Annotated in this window: 17 protein-coding genes; 10 read left to right on the forward strand and 7 right to left on the reverse strand. The window is 64.6% G+C overall.

What is annotated here, in order from left to right; all coding sequences use genetic code 11:
• Window positions 1-53 precede the first annotated feature (53 nt).
• A complete protein-coding gene (pvdQ, locus tag AC2T3R_RS14735) occupies window positions 54-2,366 on the reverse strand; it encodes a bifunctional acylase PvdQ (RefSeq protein WP_309668634.1) in 2,313 nt (770 codons plus the stop codon).
• 194 nt (window positions 2,367-2,560) lie between these two features.
• Here pvdQ and AC2T3R_RS14740 point away from each other — a divergent pair, with 194 nt between their 5' ends.
• The gene (locus AC2T3R_RS14740; RefSeq protein WP_191472591.1) at window positions 2,561-2,935 is read left to right on the forward strand and encodes a fe2+ zn2+ uptake regulation protein; all 375 of its coding nucleotides are present in this window, start codon (window positions 2,561-2,563) and stop codon (window positions 2,933-2,935) included.
• A gap of 36 nt (window positions 2,936-2,971) precedes the next feature.
• Here AC2T3R_RS14740 and AC2T3R_RS14745 read toward each other — a convergent pair whose 3' ends face one another.
• Window positions 2,972-3,160 carry a hypothetical protein gene (locus AC2T3R_RS14745; RefSeq protein WP_003248064.1) on the reverse strand — a complete coding sequence of 63 codons (189 nt, stop codon included), beginning with the start codon at window positions 3,158-3,160 and terminating at the stop codon, window positions 2,972-2,974.
• A 151-nt stretch (window positions 3,161-3,311) separates the two neighbouring features.
• On the opposite strand from AC2T3R_RS14745, the gene AC2T3R_RS14750 reads away from it, so the two are divergent.
• The 4 genes from AC2T3R_RS14750 (at window position 3,312) to AC2T3R_RS14765 (ending at window position 5,756) form a co-directional block, all read left to right on the forward strand.
• The gene (locus AC2T3R_RS14750) at window positions 3,312-3,770 is read left to right on the forward strand and encodes a hypothetical protein (protein WP_015270634.1); all 459 of its coding nucleotides are present in this window, start codon (window positions 3,312-3,314) and stop codon (window positions 3,768-3,770) included.
• Window positions 3,771-4,021: 251 nt separating this feature from the next.
• The gene (locus AC2T3R_RS14755; RefSeq protein WP_015270635.1) at window positions 4,022-4,402 is read left to right on the forward strand and encodes a Mor transcription activator family protein; all 381 of its coding nucleotides are present in this window, start codon (window positions 4,022-4,024) and stop codon (window positions 4,400-4,402) included.
• A gap of 64 nt (window positions 4,403-4,466) precedes the next feature.
• On the forward strand, window positions 4,467-5,126 hold the full coding sequence (locus tag AC2T3R_RS14760; RefSeq protein ID WP_015270636.1) for a DUF2589 domain-containing protein: 660 nt from the start codon (window positions 4,467-4,469) through the stop codon (window positions 5,124-5,126).
• A 75-nt stretch (window positions 5,127-5,201) separates the two neighbouring features.
• On the forward strand, window positions 5,202-5,756 hold the full coding sequence (locus AC2T3R_RS14765; protein WP_054573526.1) for a DUF2589 domain-containing protein: 555 nt from the start codon (window positions 5,202-5,204) through the stop codon (window positions 5,754-5,756).
• Window positions 5,757-5,774: 18 nt separating this feature from the next.
• On the opposite strand, the gene AC2T3R_RS14770 is transcribed toward AC2T3R_RS14765, so the two are convergent.
• The 3 genes from AC2T3R_RS14770 to AC2T3R_RS14780 are packed head-to-tail and all read right to left on the reverse strand — an operon-like array spanning window position 5,775 to window position 11,891.
• Window positions 5,775-9,449, reverse strand: a complete 3,675-nt coding sequence (locus tag AC2T3R_RS14770; RefSeq protein ID WP_486743844.1) for a translocation/assembly module TamB domain-containing protein — start codon at window positions 9,447-9,449, stop codon at window positions 5,775-5,777.
• Window positions 9,446-11,188 carry an autotransporter assembly complex protein TamA gene (locus AC2T3R_RS14775; RefSeq protein WP_486743845.1) on the reverse strand — a complete coding sequence of 581 codons (1,743 nt, stop codon included), beginning with the start codon at window positions 11,186-11,188 and terminating at the stop codon, window positions 9,446-9,448. Before AC2T3R_RS14775 ends, AC2T3R_RS14770 begins: the two co-directional genes overlap by 4 nt.
• A 52-nt stretch (window positions 11,189-11,240) precedes the next feature.
• Window positions 11,241-11,891: a GNAT family N-acetyltransferase gene (locus AC2T3R_RS14780; protein WP_013972919.1), complete on the reverse strand. Its 651-nt coding sequence runs from the start codon at window positions 11,889-11,891 to the stop codon at window positions 11,241-11,243.
• A gap of 133 nt (window positions 11,892-12,024) precedes the next feature.
• Between AC2T3R_RS14780 and xthA the strand changes: the two genes are divergently transcribed.
• On the forward strand, window positions 12,025-12,837 hold the full coding sequence (xthA, locus tag AC2T3R_RS14785) for an exodeoxyribonuclease III (protein ID WP_013972920.1): 813 nt from the start codon (window positions 12,025-12,027) through the stop codon (window positions 12,835-12,837).
• A gap of 100 nt (window positions 12,838-12,937) precedes the next feature.
• Here xthA and AC2T3R_RS14790 read toward each other — a convergent pair whose 3' ends face one another.
• Window positions 12,938-13,621, reverse strand: coding sequence for a TetR/AcrR family transcriptional regulator (locus tag AC2T3R_RS14790; RefSeq protein WP_015270640.1), 684 nt, complete (start codon window positions 13,619-13,621; stop codon window positions 12,938-12,940).
• 369 nt (window positions 13,622-13,990) lie between these two features.
• Between AC2T3R_RS14790 and AC2T3R_RS14795 the strand changes: the two genes are divergently transcribed.
• From AC2T3R_RS14795 to AC2T3R_RS14810, 4 genes are all read left to right on the forward strand, one after another.
• The gene (locus AC2T3R_RS14795; RefSeq protein WP_410953637.1) at window positions 13,991-14,971 is read left to right on the forward strand and encodes an aliphatic sulfonate ABC transporter substrate-binding protein; all 981 of its coding nucleotides are present in this window, start codon (window positions 13,991-13,993) and stop codon (window positions 14,969-14,971) included.
• 16 nt (window positions 14,972-14,987) lie between these two features.
• On the forward strand, window positions 14,988-16,379 hold the full coding sequence (locus tag AC2T3R_RS14800; RefSeq protein WP_196184181.1) for an LLM class flavin-dependent oxidoreductase: 1,392 nt from the start codon (window positions 14,988-14,990) through the stop codon (window positions 16,377-16,379).
• A gap of 106 nt (window positions 16,380-16,485) precedes the next feature.
• On the forward strand, window positions 16,486-17,322 hold the full coding sequence (locus AC2T3R_RS14805; RefSeq protein ID WP_013972924.1) for a bifunctional allantoicase/(S)-ureidoglycine aminohydrolase: 837 nt from the start codon (window positions 16,486-16,488) through the stop codon (window positions 17,320-17,322).
• Between the two features lie 160 nt (window positions 17,323-17,482).
• Window positions 17,483-18,082, forward strand: a complete 600-nt coding sequence (locus AC2T3R_RS14810) for an START domain-containing protein (RefSeq protein ID WP_085591431.1) — start codon at window positions 17,483-17,485, stop codon at window positions 18,080-18,082.
• 134 nt (window positions 18,083-18,216) lie between these two features.
• On the opposite strand, the gene AC2T3R_RS14815 is transcribed toward AC2T3R_RS14810, so the two are convergent.
• Window positions 18,217-19,098 (reverse strand): LysR substrate-binding domain-containing protein, encoded by an 882-nt coding sequence (locus tag AC2T3R_RS14815; RefSeq protein ID WP_015270644.1) that lies wholly within the window; start codon window positions 19,096-19,098, stop codon window positions 18,217-18,219.
• Between the last annotated feature and the right edge of the window lie 4 nt (window positions 19,099-19,102).

Raw genomic sequence — 19,102 nt, forward strand, 5'->3', positions numbered from 1 at the left:
AAGCGGTGCGGTACCTGTGGGAGCGGGCGAGCCCGCGAAGAGGCCGGTATGCCCTACTGCTGGACCACCGCCCCCTTGTCCCGCTCACTGATCACCACTTCCCGGTACTCCGGGTCAGCCTTGATCTGCGCCTCGGTAAATGGAATCACCGCCAGTTGCCCGGCTGCAAACGCCTTGGTCTGGTCACTGGCATGCACCGAAGCCGCTTCACTGGACTGGGAAAACGCCAGCAGCCCACGGGCCTCTGGCCCCTGGTCGGTAAAACTGACCAGTTGCAGGTAGCTGGTACCACTGACCACCAACCGCTTGCCCTGCCCATGCGGCACACTGTAGATCGCGTTGTACACGCCCAACGCCTGCGGGCCACCCGGCACCGGCGTACCATCGCCCGCCTGTTGCACCTGCCCCCAACGCACCTCCCCTGCCATACCGCTGTCACGCACCTGCTCGAGCGACGCCAATGCGGCCTGATGCAACAGCTTGCGCACGGCCGCCTGCTCGACCGCCAACCCGCGCGGGGTGTGCTGCGGATCGGCAGGGTCAAAGGCCACCCGCCAGCTTTGCGGGTGCTCGGCCAGGGCATCGTACAGGTTCTGGAAATGTATCAGCCCAATGCCACTGTCCAGGTCAGCCTTGCCATTCCAGGCCGCCAGGCTGCTGCATACGGCCCGCACATCCGCCTCGGCGCCCTTGCACCACTGCAGCAGGTCAGGCAGCAGCAGGCTGGCCAGGTAGACCTCGTCATCGGTCACCATGCGCTGCAGGTCGTCAGCGTCCAGGCGGGCCGTACCCTGCAGGCGTTGCAGGGCAAAGCGGCCACGCATGCCCAGCGGCTGATCACTGCGGCTGACCAGCGGCGAATAACCGGTCAGCGGCTGCGCCGGGTTGGCCATCCAGGCCGGGTCGTTGGAGTTCTGCACGAAATCCTCGCGCTCCAGGCTCGGCAGCAGCCGCGCAGGGAAAATCCCCGGCTGTGCGGCCTGCGCATCGACCTTCCACTGGCATGCGCTGCGTGAGCCATCCAGTACCACCAGGCGCCCCTGCGCCTGCGGGTTGCTGCACGCACTCAGCAGTTGCTGATCCACATAAGGCACCACTGACTGGTTCAGGTACAAGGCCTTGCCTGCCGGGTCTACCGCCAGCGTGTTGACCCAGGGAATACCCTGCAGCTGTTCGATCGAGCCTTTCAACGTAGCCAGGCTGTCGGCACGGTTGATCTGGTACCACTGCTGCAACACCCGGGTGTTCTCGAGGTTGGCGTCGCGCAGGCTGTAGGCAGCATGTGCATCCCAGTCCAGGCGCCCCGGCCATTGCACCACCGGGCCGAATTGCGAGCTGTAGACCTGGCGCTGCACCTGGCTCAGGCTGCCATCCTCGGCCTTTACCGCAACACTGACGGTTTGCCGGGCCAACGGCAGCGACTTGCCATCGAGCAGGTAGCGGGTCGGGTCCTTGGGGTCGAGTTGCAGGCGGTACAGGGTGAAGTGATTCGACGTATCGACGGTGTGCGTCCAGGCCAGATGCTGGTTGAAGCCGATGTTGACCACCGGCAGGCCCGGCAATGCCGCCCCCATGACATCGAGCTGGCCGGGAATGGTCAGTTGCATCTGGTAGAAACGCATGCCGCCCATCCACGGGAAGTGCGGGTTGGCCAGCAACAGACCGCGGCCATTGGCCGAACGCCGGGCCCCGACAGCCACCGCATTGCTACCGCGCTCCGTGGCAAAACGCTGTTGCCTGGCCAGCGCCGCGGCAAACCCTGCCGGCGCCGGCTGGCTGGCCTGCGTTGGCGGTTGCGCCCCGGCCAGCGCTTCGACGAACTGCCCGACACCGCCTTCGGCGAGCAGCCGACGGGTCAGCCTGACCAGGTCCTCGCTGCTGATCGGCCGCAGCCACTCGCCGGTGCCACATTCGGCGGGCAACCCCTGGCTGCGGCGCTCGGCCAGCGCCCGGTTGAACCCGCTGGCATAGCCTGCCAGCAGCGCCCGTACCGGCGCCGGCTGCGCCTGCAAGAACGCATCGACTGCCGCCGGAGTGTTGAGCCAGGTGAAGAATACGTCGCTGGCCAGGTTGTCACGCTGCTCAAGGGTCTTGCCCTTGGCACCGAAGTAGCGTGAGCGCTCGCCACTCACGGTCAGCACTTCATTGGCCAGCAGGCACAAGTTGTCCTGGGCGTAGGCGTAGCCGATGCCATAACCCAGGCCGCGCTCGTCCTTGGCCACGATGTGCGGCACACCGTAAGTGGTTCGGCGAATCTGCGCACTGGCATCGGCTGCGGCGGACTGCACCGGCACTGCGCCAACGCTGAAGGCTACCAGGGCGGCGGCCAGGCCAGCGCAAGTCATGGGACGGGAAAGTGGAAACACAGGCACTCCTCGGCTTCGGGGATCATCCCGATCAGACGAATGGCCAAATGAAAATTTTACGTATTACAAGGCAATGGAACGTCTTGAACAGAACCAGATTTTTTTTGCGAGTGGGCTGCAGTTTTTCCGTTCTCATTCGTCCTAGTAAGTGAGGCACCCAAATTTCGGGTTCGTCCACGAAAAGGAGCATTCACATGTACAACCCGCAAACCTCGATCCAGGCTGGGCGCGTCCCAGGCAAAGCGCCCAGGGAACAGGACGTTTTTGCTGACGAACGCATCGGCAACGAACAGATCCGCGAGCTGTTGCGCAGTTTCGGCCTGCGTACCAGTCTGATCCGCCTCAAGGTCATCGATGCCTTGCACGCCGCCGACCGCAATGGCCGCAGCATTGGCGTGCGCGGCGTGCACGCGCAGCTGGAACAGCTGGATATCCCGCTGTCGTTCCTCAGCGTGCGCGAAGTGCTCAAGCGGCTGTGCAGCGAGGGCGTCATCCAGCTGGGCAGCGACAAATGCTACAGCCTCGACCCCCAGGCGCGCGCCGTGCTGGAACGAACGCCTTTGCGCTGAGCGCATGGCCGGCCATACCTGGCCGGCCAGCCAAAGTCAGGGTTTGACCTTGCGCCGCAGGATGCCGTTGATCACCACGACCACCACGGCGATGGCGATGGCCAGCATCTGGAAGGTCTGCTCACTGATCGTGCCCTGCTTCTGCAGGTGGGACAGGCCCAGCATCAGGCCCAGTACCACCAGGATGATCAGAAGGGAGTATTTGAGGCGCTGCACGTGTGTCATCGAAGGTTCCTTGCAACATCAGGGGCAAATGGCTCGCAACGAGCCGCGGCAATGATACAACGGCCACCGGCCCCGGCGCTGCATTTCCTGCTGGGTGGGGCGGCGCCTGCCTGAAAGCATGGGGCTCCCAAGCACCCATGCCGGAGGCACCATGTACAAACCCCTTCTGTTCGCGTCGCTATTGCTGACCCCCTTTTCCCTTCATGCGCTGGACACCCGCCAGACCTCGGCCGAGCAACTGCTCGAACTGGGCCGCGAACTGGCTGCCCAAGCTGGCGCCAGCCAATGGCAACAACTGTGGCAGCGCGTGCGCCAGGCCGGTTACCTGCAGGCAAAAGGTGCGTCGGTGCATTTCACTGCCCCCCAGGCGCAACTGCCAGAGCTGGCCCGGCAAACCCTGGCCCAGGCCGACCGGGTACAAGCGCAACAGCAGACCCAGGCACTGTATCGCCGCCGCTTTGCCGACCAGGTCATCGGCCAGCGTGACGGGCAGCCGCTGCATGCCCTGTGCCTGCTGGTCGATTGGCGCACGCTGCCACAAGGCATGCGCGACTCCCCTCAGGCCTACCTGCGCAGCGCCAGCCTGTTGAGCAGCTATCCGTGTGATTGATGGTTATCACACCCAGCGCGCAACACAAGGAGTGAGCTGATGGGAAATCACCCGCTACAGCCAGATGTTGAAGCCATGTCCTACAACGCCGGATATCGCTGCCTGCAAAACCTGTTCGCGGAAGCTACAACCCCCAACCCATATGCCGCCTAGCGACATGCCTCGGCTGTCACAGAAAATCCAGTCACACCTTCGACATAACGCCGCTGGTGATCGGGTAGCACAGCCCATCCGTCCCGAAGGAGCGCCATATGCAAATGCCAGACTTGAGCCACATCGATATCAGCCAACTGCCCCACTCGCTGCAGGCCCTGATCGACTGCATCGGCATCGACAACGCCTACCAGCTGACCTGCGCCTACGGCGGCAGGCCCAAGTACATCCCCAAGCACCGCGAGCGCACCAAGCTTGCCGACGTGCTGCCGCCCGAAGCGCTCGACGCGCTGATCAAGCGCTTTGCCGGTGTCGCCCTGGAAATCCCCAAGGCTGACCATTTCATGCGCCAGTTGCGCAACCTGCAGATCCAGAAGGAAAGCGCCAGCGGCCTGTCACGCAGCCTGCTCGCTGACAAGTACGGCCTGAGCCTGCGCCAGATTGGCAACATCCGCCGGCAAGAACCTTGCGCGCGCTGAAGCCCCGGCATCGTCACCACCATTGACGGCCACGTTTTGAACCCAACCAGAAGAGAACCCAGCAATGTCGATAGATAACAGCCTCATCGGTTCCGTAATCAATGCCTTGCCGATGGACCGCATGATCGCAGGCCCCCTGCAGGCCATGGTCCAGGCCCAGGTCACCGCCAGCAAATCCTACGCCGACTTCCTGATGCAGGTGTGCGTCCAGGACGGCAAGGCCGTGGCCATCCAGTTCGACTACGACGAAACCATCGTCGACGAACAAGGCGAGTACAAGGGCGTGGTCAGCAAGACCATGAAAGTGCCGCTGGTGGCAGCCATCACCCACCCGAACATCTCCATCGAAGAAGGCAACGTCGAGTTCGAGCTGGTCATCAACCAGATGTCGGAAGACGTTTCCAGCAAGGACATGAGCGCCGAGGCAAGCGGTTCGCTGGGTTGGGGGCCGTTCAGGCTCAACGTGAAAGGCAGCGTCAGCCACAAGTCCACGCAAACCCGCAAGACTGACACCCGCGCCCGCTACGCCTTCAACACGACCTTGAAGCGCCAGGACCCGCCTGAAGCGATGATGCGGGTGATCGACTTCCTGACCGACGCCGCGACAAAGCCGACCGTGGTCAAAACCGCCACACTGGAAAGCCAGGACTTGATTTCCCAGGCCGATACCTTGAAGAACCCTGCCGCCGACGGCGCTTCGGCCCTCGCCGCCGCCACCTCTTGAGACGCACCTCCCTGCCCCGAACAGCCCCCCTGACCAGCAACAGGGGGGCACCACCTGGCCTGAGGAGTCGAAGCATTGGATAAATCCCCCGCCCCCATGACTTCCATCGACCTGCGCGAAATCACCCGTGGCCTGCAGGAAGCCGCCAGTGCTACCAACAGCCTGATCGCGCAGCAGTACATCAACCTGTTCGACCAGTTCTTCGAATGCGACACCGAAGCGTTGGGCGCGCCCATGAAAGCCAAAATGGTCGAAGTGGCCATGGACGGCCAGCACATCATGCGCGTACCGCTGTTCGCGCTGGTGTCGCCAAAAGGCCTGGCCCTCGAGCGCATGCAGGTCGACCTTTCGGTAAGGGTCAAAGGCACCGAAGCACAGCAGGCACTGCTGACTGCAGGTGAAAACAAGGCGGCCAGCTTCAAGGTCACCATCGGCGGCCAAAGCCGTCAGGGCGACAGCCGTGACCCCGATGAAGTGCAGATCCGCATGCAGTTCCAGGCCAGCGAACCGCCGGAAGCCCTCAACCGGTTGATCGAGGAATACACCAGCCTGATCATCCCGGTACGCGCCCCCAGCCCGCCGCCATCGCCCGATACCAATGAGTTCATCGAAGCGGCCACTGTCCGTTGACGGCCGCCCTGCGCCAGCTCAGAAGTCGCGCTTGTAGAAGATGTCCAGTGAACTGGCCAGCCCGCTGGCAGCTTCGAGGTACACCTTCTTGCTCAGCTTGTAGCGCAATGCAATGGTGTTGGCGGGCTCGAACACCCCCACCCCGTAGCGCAGGCTCAGTTTCTCGGTGAGGTTGCCGCTGGCGACCACGCTGGTGGTATTGCCCGAACCTTCGGTGTCCAGCTGGAAGTCGTCGATGCCCAGGCTCGAGGCCAGGCTGCCGGTGATGCCGGCGCTACCCGCCAGGCCCAGGCCCAAGGCCGCCTCGGCGAGCATGTTGTTGTCTTCGCCGGACGTGCCCAGCGGCCGCCCCAGTACCAGGTACGACAGCGCCTGCTCCTGGCTCATGGCCGGTTCCGAGAACACTTTGCTTGTGGGCTGCTCGGCACTGCCGCTCAGGCGGATACCGGCAATCACATCGTCGACCTTGCGGATCGCTTCAATGTCCAGGTACGGCTGGTCGATCGGGCCTGCGAACAACAACCGCGCACGGCGGATGGTCAGGCGCTGACCGTAGGCGCGGTAGCGTCCATCGGCCAGGTTCAGCTCGCCACGGGTGTCGAGGTTGTCGCCGATGTGCACATGGCCGAGCAGGTTGGCCGTGAGACCAAAGCCGCTGAACGAAAGCTTGTCGCGGCCCACTTCGACATCGATGTCCATGGCCATCGCCATGGGCGGTTTGCCCTCTTCGGTCTGGTGGCCGACGATCACCGTGTCATCCGAGACCTTGACGGTGGACGGTGGCAGCTCGCGCACAGTGATCGCACCCTTGGGCACCTGTACCTTGCCGGTCACCGCCAGCTTGTCGTCGATCAGGCGCAAGGTCAGGTCCGGGGCGACCTCCAGCGTCGCATAGGGCTCGACCGTGACGGGCAGTTGCTGGCCCTGCAGACGCAGGTCCATGCCCAGTGCCTGGCCCCAGGTCAGGTTGCCATTGAGCTGGCCACGCCCCGCCTCGCCACTGCGCCAGCCGCCGTTGAGCTGTACCTGCTCGCCGGCAATCAACGCCTGCAATGACAGGTCCTCGAGGCTGACGGGCAGCTCGGCACCACTGACTTCGCCGCCACTGAGCATCAGGTTGCCGTTGACCTGCGGCGCCAGCAAGGTGCCCGACAACCTGCCACTGCCATTGAGCTGCCCGGCCAGGCGCTCGACCATAGGCACGAACGGGCGCGCCACCGACAGGTCGAGGCCGGCCAGGCGAAAATCACCCGACAGCGGTTTGTTCTTGCCCAGTGGATCGAGGCGGGTGTTGACGTTCAGCTCGCCCAGGCGCTCGCCGCGGAACGCCAGGCGGGTATCGATGCGCCTTGGCGCCAGCGTGCTGTCCAGGCGCAGGGCCTGGTACGGGAAGTCGACCCAGCGGTCCTTGTCGCGCACGCGCAGGGTACCGCCACTGGCGTCGACGACGATGTTGCCCTTGGGGCCGCTGGCCGGGATGTCCAGATTGATGTCGGCATTGAGCAGCCCCTGCCAGGCGAAGTCCTTCGGCAGCCACTGGGCCAGGCTGTCCAGCGGGAACTGCTTGAGGTGGTAGCGCAAGCGTGGCTCGGGGGCCAGACGTTGGTCGTCGCCGCACAAGCTGGCCTGGCCGGAGCGCCAGCAGTGCGCAGCAAAGTCCAGCTGGCCGCTGGCCAGCCGCTGCAGGCGCGCCGGTGCCTGCAACTGCCAGTCCTGGCCGCCGGCCTGGATCCGCCCACTGGCCAGGCGCCCGCGCCAGTCACCCTTGTTCAACTGGCCATCCAGGCCGAGGTCGAGTTTGAGCTGCGGGCCGTCCAGCGCCAAGGTCAAAGCTTGCTGGCGAATGTCGCCTTTGCCGTTGGCCTGCAAGGTGCCCAATGCCGTGTCACCCAGGTGAATGCCGCTGGCCTTCAGTTCGATCACGCCACGCTGGGCGTTGTCCAGGCGGGCGTCCAGGTCCAGCTGCTGCACGCGGTTTTCCGCCTGGGCCAGCCGCTGGCCCTGCAGGGCCAGCGTACCTTGCGGGGCCTGCAAGGTGCCAGCGACGTCAAGCCGGCCCTTGACCTGGCCCTGCAACCTTGGCCACAACTGGCCCAGGCGCGGCAGGTCGAGGTCGAGCCGCCCGGCCAGGCGTTGCTGCAGGCTGCCACTGCCATTGATGCGGTTATCCCCCAGCTGGACTGCCAGGGTACCCAAGGTCCAGCTCTGCCCTGCCCCCTGGGCCTCGACCTTGAGCACTGCCGGTTGGCCGCGCAGGCGGCCTTTCAGGTCTAGCTGGGCATCGAGGCTCAAGGCGTCGCCTTTCATCTCGCCTTTGCTGCGCAGCGGCCCCGCCAGGTTACCCGGCAGCTCGGCCAGCCAATAAGCTGGGTCGAGCGCCGACAACTGCAGGTCGACATCCCATGCCAAGGTGTCGGCAAAGCGCACGGCGACACTGCCAGCAGCCTTGCCTTGCCCGGCGGTCAGCGCCAACTGCGGCAACTTCACCTGGCTCAGGTCACCTTCGAAGGGGCTGGCCAGGCTGAACGCGCCAGCCGGGCCATCCAGGTCGCCATTGAAGGTGCCCTGGTAGTTGCCATCGCGATAATGCACCTGGGCCATGAGCCGCTTGAGGGTGACCTCAGGGGGCGTCTCCAGCGGGTACAGGCGCAGCCACGGAAAGTCCTGCCAGTCCAACTGGGCGTCGGCGACCAGGCCTTGCTGCCAGTCAGCCGTGGCTTGCATCTTGACCCGCTGGGTATCGCTGGCGCTCAGGTCCAGGGCATCAAGCCTGGCGCCTTTGCTGTCGACCAGCCCGGACAACAGCAAGGCGATCGGCGACTGCTCGGCTGGCAGGCTGGCCGACCCCGACAGTTGATAGCCCTTGAGCAGGTCGCCCCGGGCGTCGAGCTTGAGCTGGTTGAACTGCACGGTGTCGGGCAACGAGGCGGCCGGCTTGAATGCCTCGGAGCGGATCTGCAAGGCCGCCGGCAGGTGCTCGGCCAACGCCTGCAATTGCCCGTTCAGCGTGGCGTCGAGGTAACCGCTGCTGGTGCCGGCGAGTTTCAGGGTTTTCTGCAACTCGCCGGTGGCGGTCAATGCCAGCTGCCAGGGTTTGCCGCCTACCGTTGGCAGTTGCAGCTGCGCCTGGAGTTGTACCGGCCAGTCAGCTTCGGGCTGCAGGTCGCCCTGCAGGCTCAATTGCAGGTCGTCACGCTTCAGCTGCAGGCTGTCGATGCGCAGCCCGGCATTGGTCCAGCGCGCCGCCAGTTGCAAGTCGCCAAGCAGGTCATTGCCATCCAGGCGCAACTGGCCAACCTTGACCTCACCCAGTTCGATGGCCAGCGGCAAGCGCAAGGCCGGCAACTGCAGCGGGCCACTGTCGGCCGATTCGGCGCTGGGCGCAAAGGCCATGTCGATACGCTGCGCCTGCAACTGGTCAATGCACAAGGTAGAGCGCAGCAGGCATGCCGGCGACCAGGCCAGCAGCGGTGCCTGCAAATCTACCGTGCTGCCGGCATCGGCCCAGATAAGCCGGCTGGCTTGCCAGCTACCGGCCAGGCGGCCCTGGAAGTCAGCCACCTCAAGCCCGGGCACCTTGCCCAGCACCCAGCGGCTGCCGGCTTCGGTCCCCAGCAACAGGCCGAGTACCAGGCCCAGGCTTGCGGTTACCCCCAGCAGGCCCGCCAGAATGTACTTGATCACGCGTTTCACAGCTCAGGCCCCATGGAAAAGTGCAGGCGAATTCCCCCTTCATCATCCAGCGCCTTGGCCAGGTCCAGGCGCAGCGGCCCGACCGGCGACACCCAACGCACGCCAAAACCGACACCGGTCTTGAGGCTTGGCAGTTCCAGGTCGTTGAACGAGTTGCCCTGGTCGACGAAGGTTGCCAGCCGCCACTTCTCGGTCAGTGAATACTGGTACTCGACGCTGCCGGCAACAAGGTAGCGCCCGCCAATGCGGTCGCCGTCGCTGTTCTTCGGCGACAAGGTCTGGTAGTCATAGCCACGCACGCTCTGGTCGCCACCGGCGAAGAAGCGCAGCGACGGCGGGATGTTGTTCTTGAAGCCATTGGTCGCGCTGCCACCGAACTGCACCCGGCCGAGCAAGCGATGGTCATGGCCAAGCGTGGTCAGGCCCTTGAGCAGCACGTTGCCATGCAGCAGGTTGGTGTCCGAGACCAGCCCTTCCTTGGCTACCTGTACATCGAACTGCAGGCGGTAGCCGTTATGCGGGTCGATGCGGTTGTCACTGCGCAGGAAGGAGTAACTCACCCCCGGCATCAACAGGTTGCTCAGCCCGGAGTCATCACCCAGACGGTACTCCTCGCGCTGGTACTTGAGGGAAATCACCCGCTGCCAGCCGCTTGGCAGCTTGCTGTGCCACTCGGGGCCCACCGTCAGCAGTTTGCTGAGGGTGTCGGTGCCGGCAATCTCTTCGTTCTGGTAGCCGCCGGCAAAGCGCAACTTGTCGGTCAGCGGCGGGTCGAGGGGGATGTCGTACCAAAGGCCGACGTTCTGCCGGGGTGCCGACAGTTCGGTTTCCCAGCCGTAGCTATGGCCTTGCGGGTTGACCCAGTGGCGGGTCCAGTTGGCCTTGCCGCGGGGCCCGACGTCGGTCGAGAAGCCCAGGCCCAGGCCCATGGTGCGCGGTTTGCGGGTTTGCAGGCGGACATCCACGGGGATTTCTTCGCCCACGGCGGCGGTGGGCGCCGCATCCACGCGCACGCCTTCGAAGTAGCCGCTCGATTGCAGGTCATTGTTCAGCTCGGCGATCAGTTCCGAGTCGTAAGGTGTACCCGGCTTGAACGAGACCATACGCTGCAGCAGGTCGTCGTCCAGCGGTGTGTCGCCACCGAAGGTGACCGCGCCCAGGTGATAGCGCGGGCCGCTCTGGTAGACCAGTTCGATATCGGCCACACCGGCCTGGGGGTCTACCGCCAGGCGCTGGCGGCTGAAGCGCCCACTGAAGAAGCCGTAGCGCGACGCCTGGTTCTGGATCAGCCGCTTGGCATCTTCGTAATGGCCGTGGTTGAGTTGTTCACCCGCGCGCAGGACCTTGCTGTCGGGCACGCGGAAAGCCTTCATCTCGCTGGCGGGGCCTTCGATGCGTATGGTCACGTTGCGCAGGCGAATCGGCTCGCCAGGGTCGATGGTGATGATCAGTTGCGGGGAACGGTCAGCCTCGCTGGCGGGCTTGACCTCTGTGTCGATCTGCGCCTGGTAGTAGCCAAGTGCCTGCGCGGCTTTGCGCGCCTGCTCCTGGGCGCCGCGACTGAAGCGCAGCAGCGCTTCTTCATCGCGGTCGCCAAGGGTACCGATATAGCCTTCGACATTGGCCTTGAGCGCCTTGTTGGCCGGTTTGACCTTCACCAGCAACCCACTCTGGCCCCATGCTGCGAAACTGGCGACCCAGATAACCAGGCCCCAGGTCAATCTTCCTGAATACGTCATGCGGGGCATGCTACCAGAGCCAGGCGCTCAAGGGAGCCGTCGCGCGGTGCGCTCAGGCAAAAGCAGAATTGGAAGAGACCGGGTTGGGATGGAAGAACACCCTCTCACGGATTGGTCCTACAGCCACCTCGCCAATTTCCTCATAGCCCTGGCGCTGGTAAAAGGCCAGGTAGTGCTCGTTGCCGGTGTCCAGCACCACTCCCTGCGTACCAGGGTCGTCTGCACACCAGTCATGCACAGCTTGTAACAATTGCTCGCCGTAGTGCTTGCCCTGGAACTGCGGGTGCACGCCCAGCAGCGGCAGCACATGCACCTCGTCGGTGGGCAGGCAGGTGGCCAGGGCGGCCTGGTAGTCCATGTAGCGGCGCGTACAGCGCAGGCCGGTGCCCATTATCATGCGCAGGCGCCAGGCCCAGCTGTCGGCCACGCCCAGCCGGCGCATCGGCGGCACGATCAGGGCCATGGCGATCAGGCGGTCTTCCACCAGCAGGCCGATGGCGGGCAGTTGCAGGTAGAAGTGCTGGCGTACCCACTCGCGCACCATCACCCGCAGACGCCGCTCGTAGCCTGGGCGCTGGGCCTCGAAGATATAGGCGAAGGTAGGTTCGTGACGGTAGGCGTTGTACAGAAGCGAACGCGCCTCACGGCTGTAGCCGTCATCGAGCAGGCAGACACGGGCCGGAGCGGCAGTGGTTTCGGGCATTGCGGGCAGTCCTCCTGGAATGGGCTCATGGGTGCCTTGGAAAGGACGTTAGCAGCAGGCTGCCGAAGCCGCCATGCTGGTGATGGCAAGCGATGTCGGCTAGCATCGCGCCTTTTACCGGGATCATCTTTCCATGAAGATCGTCTGTTTCAACATCAACGGCCTGCGGGCCCGCCCGCACCAGCTGGCGGCGCTGATCGAAAAGCACCAGCCGGACGTGATCGGCCTGCAGGAAACCAAGGTCAGCGACGATCAGTTCCCGCTGGCCGACGTGCAGGCGCTGGGCTACCACGTACATTACCACGGCCAGAAAGGCCACTATGGCGTGGCCCTGCTGTCCCGCCAGGCACCGCTGAGCCTGCACAAGGGTTTTGCCAGCGATGAGGAAGACGCTCAGCGCCGCTTCATCTGGGGCACCTTCGCCGATGCCGATGGCAACCCGATCACCATCATGAACGGCTATTTCCCTCAGGGTGAAAGCCGCGACCACCCCACCAAGTTCCCGGCCAAGCAGCGCTTCTACAGCGACCTGCAGGCGCTGCTGGAGGGCCAGTTCCGCAACGACCAGCCACTGCTGGTGATGGGCGACATGAATATCTCGCCGCAGGACTGCGACATCGGCATCGGCCCGGACAATGCCAAGCGCTGGCTCAAGACTGGCAAGTGCAGTTTCCTGCCGGAAGAGCGCGAGTGGATGGAGCGCTTGAAGGGCTGGGGCCTGGTGGACAGTTTCCGCCACCTTTACCCGGAAGTGGCCGACCGCTTCAGCTGGTTCGACTACCGCAGCCGCGGTTTCGAGGACGAGCCCAAGCGCGGCCTGCGCATCGACCTGATCATGGCCTCCCAGCACCTGGTGCCGCGGATCAAGGATGCAGGTGTGGACTACGAACTGCGCGGGATGGAAAAGCCGTCGGACCATGCGCCGATCTGGCTGGAATTGAGCTGATCGCCGGGGGCTGCTACGCGGTCCATCGCTGGCAAGCCAGTTCTTGCACCCGTGGGCTGGCTTGCCGGCAAAGGAGCCGGCCCAGCCATCTGGAGAATTTTCAGGGGCGGTGCTCGGTCTGGATATACCGCAACACAGCATCACAGATCATGGCCTTGTGACGCAGCTTGACCTGCTCATCGGACAGGTCGATCTGGAAGATCTCGCCAAAGGTGTGGCGGTTCGAAACCCGGTAGAAGCAGAACGAGCTCATCAGCATGTGCAGGTCGATGACCTCGATGCCGGTGCGGAACACACCTTCCTGCACCCCACGGCGCAAGGTATTGCCCAGAGCTTCGAGCACCAGGCTGCTCATTTCGCGAATCGCCGGCGACTGCTTGACGTACTCGCCATAGTGGATGTTTTCGGTGCAGATGATCCGCACGAAATCGACGTTGCGGTCGTGGTGATCGAAGGTGAACTCCACCAGCCGGCGGATCGCCTGCTCGGCCGGCAGCGACTCAAGGTCCAGGCTTTGTTCGGTCTTGCGGATGTCGCCGTACAGCTTGATCAGGCACTCGCAGTACAGCTGCTCCTTGCTGCCGAAGTAGTAGTAGATCATGCGCTTGGAGGTGGCGGTGCGCTCGGCGATAGCGTCGACGCGGGCACCAGCCAGCCCTTGCTGGACGAACTCGTTGATGGCGGCCTGGAGGATGTCCTCGCGGGTTTTCTCGGGGTTGTTCTTGCGCGTCTTGCGCCCCCCTTCGGTTTCAGGCTGGCCGAGGCTGACTACGGAATCACTCATACCCACTCACAGGCTGTTTATTGGAATGGAGGGATTATCCGCGAGCGCGGCCATGCAGGGAAGCGCGCTGTTGGTCGGGTAGCCACCACCCCACGGCTGCTGCCTACCCGCAAACGCTGCCTGCCCTGGCCAAGGGCCACGCTGGTCGCAGAACAGGCACCTCGGAGTGCGAAGGCCCTGCACGCTCTCGTCATCGAATGGCCTGCCGGGAGCCTGGCAAGTGAATGTGAAATGGACCAGACGTGACAAAACAAAAGGATATAAAAATAACAAAACAATCTAACAAAAAGAGATATAAAAATTGAATGCCAAACGCCACCTCCCTAGTCTGGGCGCATCGCTTCCCTCCCCGTTCAAGGAGCAATGCCCATGCCCGCCCGTGCCTTTTCCCCTCTGCGCCGCCTGTTGATCGGCGGCTTGCTGGCCAGTGTCGCCAGTACCCTGTTGCCCTGGTCCCAAGCCCTGGCCGACGAGGCCAGAACCCTGCGTATCGGTTACCAGAAGTTCAACAGCATCAACATCCTCAAGGGCAGCGGTGCCCTGGAGAAGGCCCTGGCGCCGCAAGGCGTGAAAGTCAGCTGGCACGAGTTCGCCGCCGGCCCGCAGTTGCTCGAAGCCTTGAGCACCGGCGCCATCGACCTCGGCCATGCCGCCGACGCACCCTCGGTGTTCGCCCAGGCCGCAGGCAAGCCGGTGGTGTACCTGGCCGCCGAGCAGCCCTACCCACGTGGCATCGGCCTGGTGGTACGTGAGCAGGACCACCTGGCCAGCGTGCAAGACCTCAAGGGCAAGCGCGTGGCCACCGGCCGCGGCTGGAACGCCCAGTACCTGCTGGCCGTTGCCCTGGAACAGGCCGGCCTCAGCTACCAGGACATCACCCCGGCCTACGTCAACAACGCCGCCGATGCCGTGGCTGCCCTGCAATCGGGCAGTGTCCAGGCCGTGACCCTGTGGGACCCGTTCCTCGCCGCGGCAGAAAGCCAGCCGGGGCTGAAGAACCTGCGCGACGGCAGCGGCCTGTCCAACAACCGCACCTTCTACCTGTCCACCGCCAGCTTCGCCGACCAGCATCGCGCCTTGCTGAAGACCTTCTTCGCAGAGCTGGGCAAGGTCAGCCAATGGGCCAACGCCAAGCCTGCGGAAGTCGCCGCACTGCTGGCGCCGCAACTCGGGATCAACGCCAACGTGCTGCAAGCGGCCAGCGAGCGGCGCAACTACAATGCCGTGGCCATCACCCCAGAGATCGTTGCCGAGCAACAAAAGCTGGCCGACACATTCCAGGGCCTGGGCCTGATTCCACGCAAGCTGCAGGTGGCCGACGCGGTCTACCCAGCTTCCGTATTGCCTTGAGCGGAGCGCGCCCACCATGCCCCGCCCGATTCGCTTCAACGCCTTCAGCATGAATGCCGCCAGCCACCAGTCCCCCGGCCTGTGGCGCCACCCGCGCAACACCAGCGTGGCCTTCAACCGCCTGGGCTACTGGACCGACCTGGCCCGCCTGCTCGAACGCGGCTTGTTCGATGCCCTGTTCATCGCCGATGTGCTGGGCATCTACGACGTCTACCAGGGCGGCCCCGAAGCCGCCCTGCGCGGTGGCGTGCAGGTGCCGGTCAACGACCCGCTGCTGCTGGTGCCGGCCATGGCCGGGGTTACCGAGCACCTGGGCTTCGGCGTCACCTTCTCGCTCACCTACGAACACCCCTACCCGTTCGCCCGGCGCATGTCGACGCTCGACCACCTGAGCAGTGGCCGGGTCGGCTGGAACATCGTCACCGGCTACCTCGACAGCGCCGCGCGTAACCTGGGCCTGGCGCGCCAGTTGGGCCACGACCAGCGCTATGACCTGGCCGAGGAATACCTGCAGGTGCTGTACAAGCTATGGGAGAAAAGCTGGGACGACGATGCGGTGCTGCTGGAGCGTGACAGCGGGCGCTATATCGAACCTGCCCGGGTGCACCCCATCAACCATGTGGGCGAGCACTTCCAGGTGCCAGGCATGCACCTGTGCCAACCTTCGCCGCAACGCACGCCGGTGCTGTTCCAGGCCGGTGCTTCGGCACGCGGCCAGCAGTTCGCGGCGCGGCACGCCGAATGCGTGTTCATCAGCGGGCCGACGCCCACGGTACTGCGCCGCTACGCCGACGGTATCCGCCAGGCCAGCGAGGTGGCCGGGCGTGGCCGGGACGAGGTGCTGATCTACGCCCAGGCGCTGTTGATCGTCGCCCCCACACGGGAGGAGGCCGAAGCGCGCTTCGCCGAATACCGCCGTTATGTCGACTTGGACGCCGCCCTGGCACTGTTGTCAGGCTGGACCGGCATCGACTTTGCCGGCCTCGACCCCGATGCGCCCATCGAATACGTCGAGAACGATGCCGGCCGCGCAGCCCTGGCCGCCTTCACCGCCGCCGACCCGAACCGCCGCTGGACCGTGCGCGAGGCTGCCGAGTTCGTCGGCCTGGGCGGCCGTGGCCCGGTGCTGGTGGGGGCTGCCAGCGAGGTGGCCGACCAGCTGGAAAGCTGGCTGGACCAGACCGGCATCGATGGCTTCAACCTGACCTACGCAGTGCAACCAGACGACCTGGCAAATGTGGTCGAGCTGCTGGTGCCGGAGTTGCAACGCCGTGGCCGCTACCCGCTGAGTTATGCCGAAGGCACCTTGCGCCACAAGCTGTTCGGCCAGGGCGACCGCTTGCCGGAAGGGCACGCTGGCCGGCAGGTTCGCATTCAGCCGGCAAATACCGGGTATTCCAACATTTAATTTGTGGATGGCACGCACTCGACCCTATTCTGTCGCCACATCCCCTGCGCCGCACCGGCCGGTGCGGTTCACGGCATGGGGAGAGAACAACAAGTCGAGATCGTCCATGTCGAACCATTCGTACTTCGCCCCCCACGGTGGGCACCCGGCTCAGACCGAGCTGCTGACTGACCGTGCCATGTTCACCGAAGCCTATGCCGTCATCCCCAAGGGCGTGATGCGTGACATCGTCACCAGCCACCTGCCGTTCTGGGACAAGATGCGCATGTGGGTCATCGCCCGCCCGCTGACCGGTTTTGCCGAAACCTTCTCCCAGTACATCGTCGAAGTGGCCCCGGAAGGCGGCAGCGAACGCCCTGAGCTGGACCCGAACGCCGAAGCCGTGGTGTTCATCGTCGAAGGCGAACTGGACATCACCGTCGAAGGCAAGCACCACACCCTGGTACCGGGCGGCTACGCCTTCCTGGCCCCGGGCGCCGAGTGGAGCCTGCGCAACAACAGCAAGTCCAACGTCACCTTCCACTGGCTGCGCAAGCACTACCAGAAGGTCGAAGGCCTGGACGTTCCCGAGTCGTTCGTCACCCACCGTGACAACGCCACCGTCATCGAGATGCCGGGCACCGAAGGCCGCTGGGTCACCACCCGCTTCGTCGACATGGCCGACATGCGCCACGACATGCACGTGAACATCGTCACCTTCCAGCCGGGCGGCGTGATCCCGTTCGCCGAGACCCACGTGATGGAACACGGCCTGTATGTGCTGGAAGGCAAGGCGGTGTACCGCCTGAACCAGGACTGGGTCGAAGTGGAAGCCGGCGACTTCATGTGGCTGCGCGCCTTCTGCCCGCAAGCCTGCTACGCCGGCGGCCCAGGCAAGTTCAGCTACCTGCTGTACAAGGACGTGAACCGTCACGTGCACCTGACGCTAAACCCTAAGCGTTGATGCATTGGGGGCGCTCTGCGCCCCTTTCGCGACACAAGGCCGCTCCCACAAAAGTACGGTGTACCCCGAACCCTGTGGGAGCGGCCTTGTGTCGCGAAAGGGCTGCAAGGCAGCCCCAGTAGCCGCATACTGAAAATCCTGCCCCCGCGCGGTACCAGCCATGAACCGCTGCCTGCTGCTCGCTGCCCTGCTGCTCTGCCCCCCCGCCCCAGCCGCCGATGACTGGAACCTGGCCTACGACCGCGAAGGCATCCGCGTTTACCTGAGCGCCGCCCCCGACTCGCCCTACCAGCAATTCCGTGGTGTCAGCACCATGAAAGCCAGCGTTCGCACGCTCACCGACCTGCAGGAGAACCTGCGGGTGGCCTGCAAGTGGCTGTACGCCTGCGCCGAGATGCGCTTGCTGGATGTGCAAGGCGAAAACACCTGGGTGTACCTGACCACCAACCTGCCGTGGCCGACGATGCCGCGGGACATCGTGCTGAAGGTCACCACCGAACGCCTGGACGACGGCACGCTGCTGCGCCACCTGAGCGCCGAACCAGACAGGATCCCCAAGGTAGATGGGCTGATCCGTGTGCAGCAGCTCAACGGCGAGTGGCGGATGAAACCGCTGGGTGAGCGCAGGACCGAGGTGACTTACCAGCTGCAAGCCGACCCTGCCGGGGATGTGCCGGGGTGGCTGGCCAACCGGTTTGTGGTGGATGCGCCAGTGGTGACGTTGCGGACCCTGCGAGCGGTGGCCGAGCGCCAGCCCTAGAGGGTATTGAAAACCTGCACCGGCCTCATCGCCGGCAAGCCAGCTCCCACCTCGACCGCATTGGCCTCAAGCCATACGCAAACACTGTGGGAGCTGGCTTGCCGGCGATGGGCCGCAAAGCGGCCCCAACCCTGTCAGATCCCGCCACCCGCAAGCAATTGCGTCATCACCTCGGCCAGCGCCTTGACCATCACATCCGCCGTCGGCCGGTGGACGATGACGATTTCATAGCTGTCGACCTCAGGTAGCCCCTGCTCCGCACCGAGCACCCGATGCTCGCCGGTCGCCGCCCGTGGCGGCAGCAGGCTGATGCCCATGCCATCGGCGACCGCTGCCTGGATGCCGCTGAGGCTGGAACTGGTGAAGCTGATGCGCCAACGCCGGCCCATGCCTTCGATGGCGGTAATCATGTCGTCGCGGTACAGGCCGCGGGGCGGGAAAGTCACCAGCGGGATCGGGTCCAGTTCGAAGGCGGGCGTGCGCGCGCTGTCGATCCACTGCAGGCGCTCGGGCCAGCAGGCCACGCCTTCGCGGCTATTGCGCCGCTGCTTGAGCAACACCAGGTCGAGCTCACCGTTGTCGTAGGCCTGGCTGAGGTCGCGGCACAGGCCGCTGGTCACTTCCAGCTTCACCTGCGGGTGCAGCCGGCTGAACGCCGACAGCGCATTGGTGGTACGCCCGCCCACGAAGTCCTCGGGCACGCCAAGGCGCACGGTCATGCCAACCATCGCCCCGGCCAAGGCTTCGAGCATCTGGTCGTTGAGGGCCAGCATGTGCCGGGCATAGCCGAGCAGGGTCTGCCCGGCGTCGGTCGGCAGCACGTCGCGATTGCCACGCACCAGCAGACGGTGGCCAACCATATCCTCCAGGCGGCGCACCTTCTGGCTGATGGTCGATTGGGTGGAGTGCAGGCGCGCAGCAGCCGTGGTGAAGCTGCCGCAATCGGCCACCACGACAATGGCACGCAGCAGGTCGAGGTCGAACAGGGCCCTATTCGATTTCACGCTGATGGACATCTTG

Source organism: Pseudomonas sp. PVC-5-1, assembly GCF_057444345.1.

What these genes read in the sequence shown, in the direction of transcription:
- AC2T3R_RS14740 (WP_191472591.1), top strand. Translation starts at nt 2,561, where the DNA reads ATGTACAACCCGCAAACCTCGATCCAGGCTGGGCGCGTCCCAGGCAAA.
- AC2T3R_RS14745 (WP_003248064.1), bottom strand. Translation starts at nt 3,160, where the DNA reads ATGACACACGTGCAGCGCCTCAAATACTCCCTTCTGATCATCCTGGTG.
- AC2T3R_RS14750 (WP_015270634.1), top strand. Translation starts at nt 3,312, where the DNA reads ATGTACAAACCCCTTCTGTTCGCGTCGCTATTGCTGACCCCCTTTTCC.
- AC2T3R_RS14755 (WP_015270635.1), top strand. Translation starts at nt 4,022, where the DNA reads ATGCAAATGCCAGACTTGAGCCACATCGATATCAGCCAACTGCCCCAC.
- AC2T3R_RS14760 (WP_015270636.1), top strand. Translation starts at nt 4,467, where the DNA reads ATGTCGATAGATAACAGCCTCATCGGTTCCGTAATCAATGCCTTGCCG.
- AC2T3R_RS14775 (WP_486743845.1), bottom strand. Translation starts at nt 11,188, where the DNA reads ATGACGTATTCAGGAAGATTGACCTGGGGCCTGGTTATCTGGGTCGCC.
- AC2T3R_RS14780 (WP_013972919.1), bottom strand. Translation starts at nt 11,891, where the DNA reads ATGCCCGAAACCACTGCCGCTCCGGCCCGTGTCTGCCTGCTCGATGAC.
- xthA (WP_013972920.1), top strand. Translation starts at nt 12,025, where the DNA reads ATGAAGATCGTCTGTTTCAACATCAACGGCCTGCGGGCCCGCCCGCAC.
- AC2T3R_RS14790 (WP_015270640.1), bottom strand. Translation starts at nt 13,621, where the DNA reads ATGAGTGATTCCGTAGTCAGCCTCGGCCAGCCTGAAACCGAAGGGGGG.
- AC2T3R_RS14795 (WP_410953637.1), top strand. Translation starts at nt 13,991, where the DNA reads ATGCCCGCCCGTGCCTTTTCCCCTCTGCGCCGCCTGTTGATCGGCGGC.
- AC2T3R_RS14800 (WP_196184181.1), top strand. Translation starts at nt 14,988, where the DNA reads ATGCCCCGCCCGATTCGCTTCAACGCCTTCAGCATGAATGCCGCCAGC.
- AC2T3R_RS14805 (WP_013972924.1), top strand. Translation starts at nt 16,486, where the DNA reads ATGTCGAACCATTCGTACTTCGCCCCCCACGGTGGGCACCCGGCTCAG.
- AC2T3R_RS14810 (WP_085591431.1), top strand. Translation starts at nt 17,483, where the DNA reads ATGAACCGCTGCCTGCTGCTCGCTGCCCTGCTGCTCTGCCCCCCCGCC.
- AC2T3R_RS14815 (WP_015270644.1), bottom strand. Translation starts at nt 19,098, where the DNA reads ATGTCCATCAGCGTGAAATCGAATAGGGCCCTGTTCGACCTCGACCTG.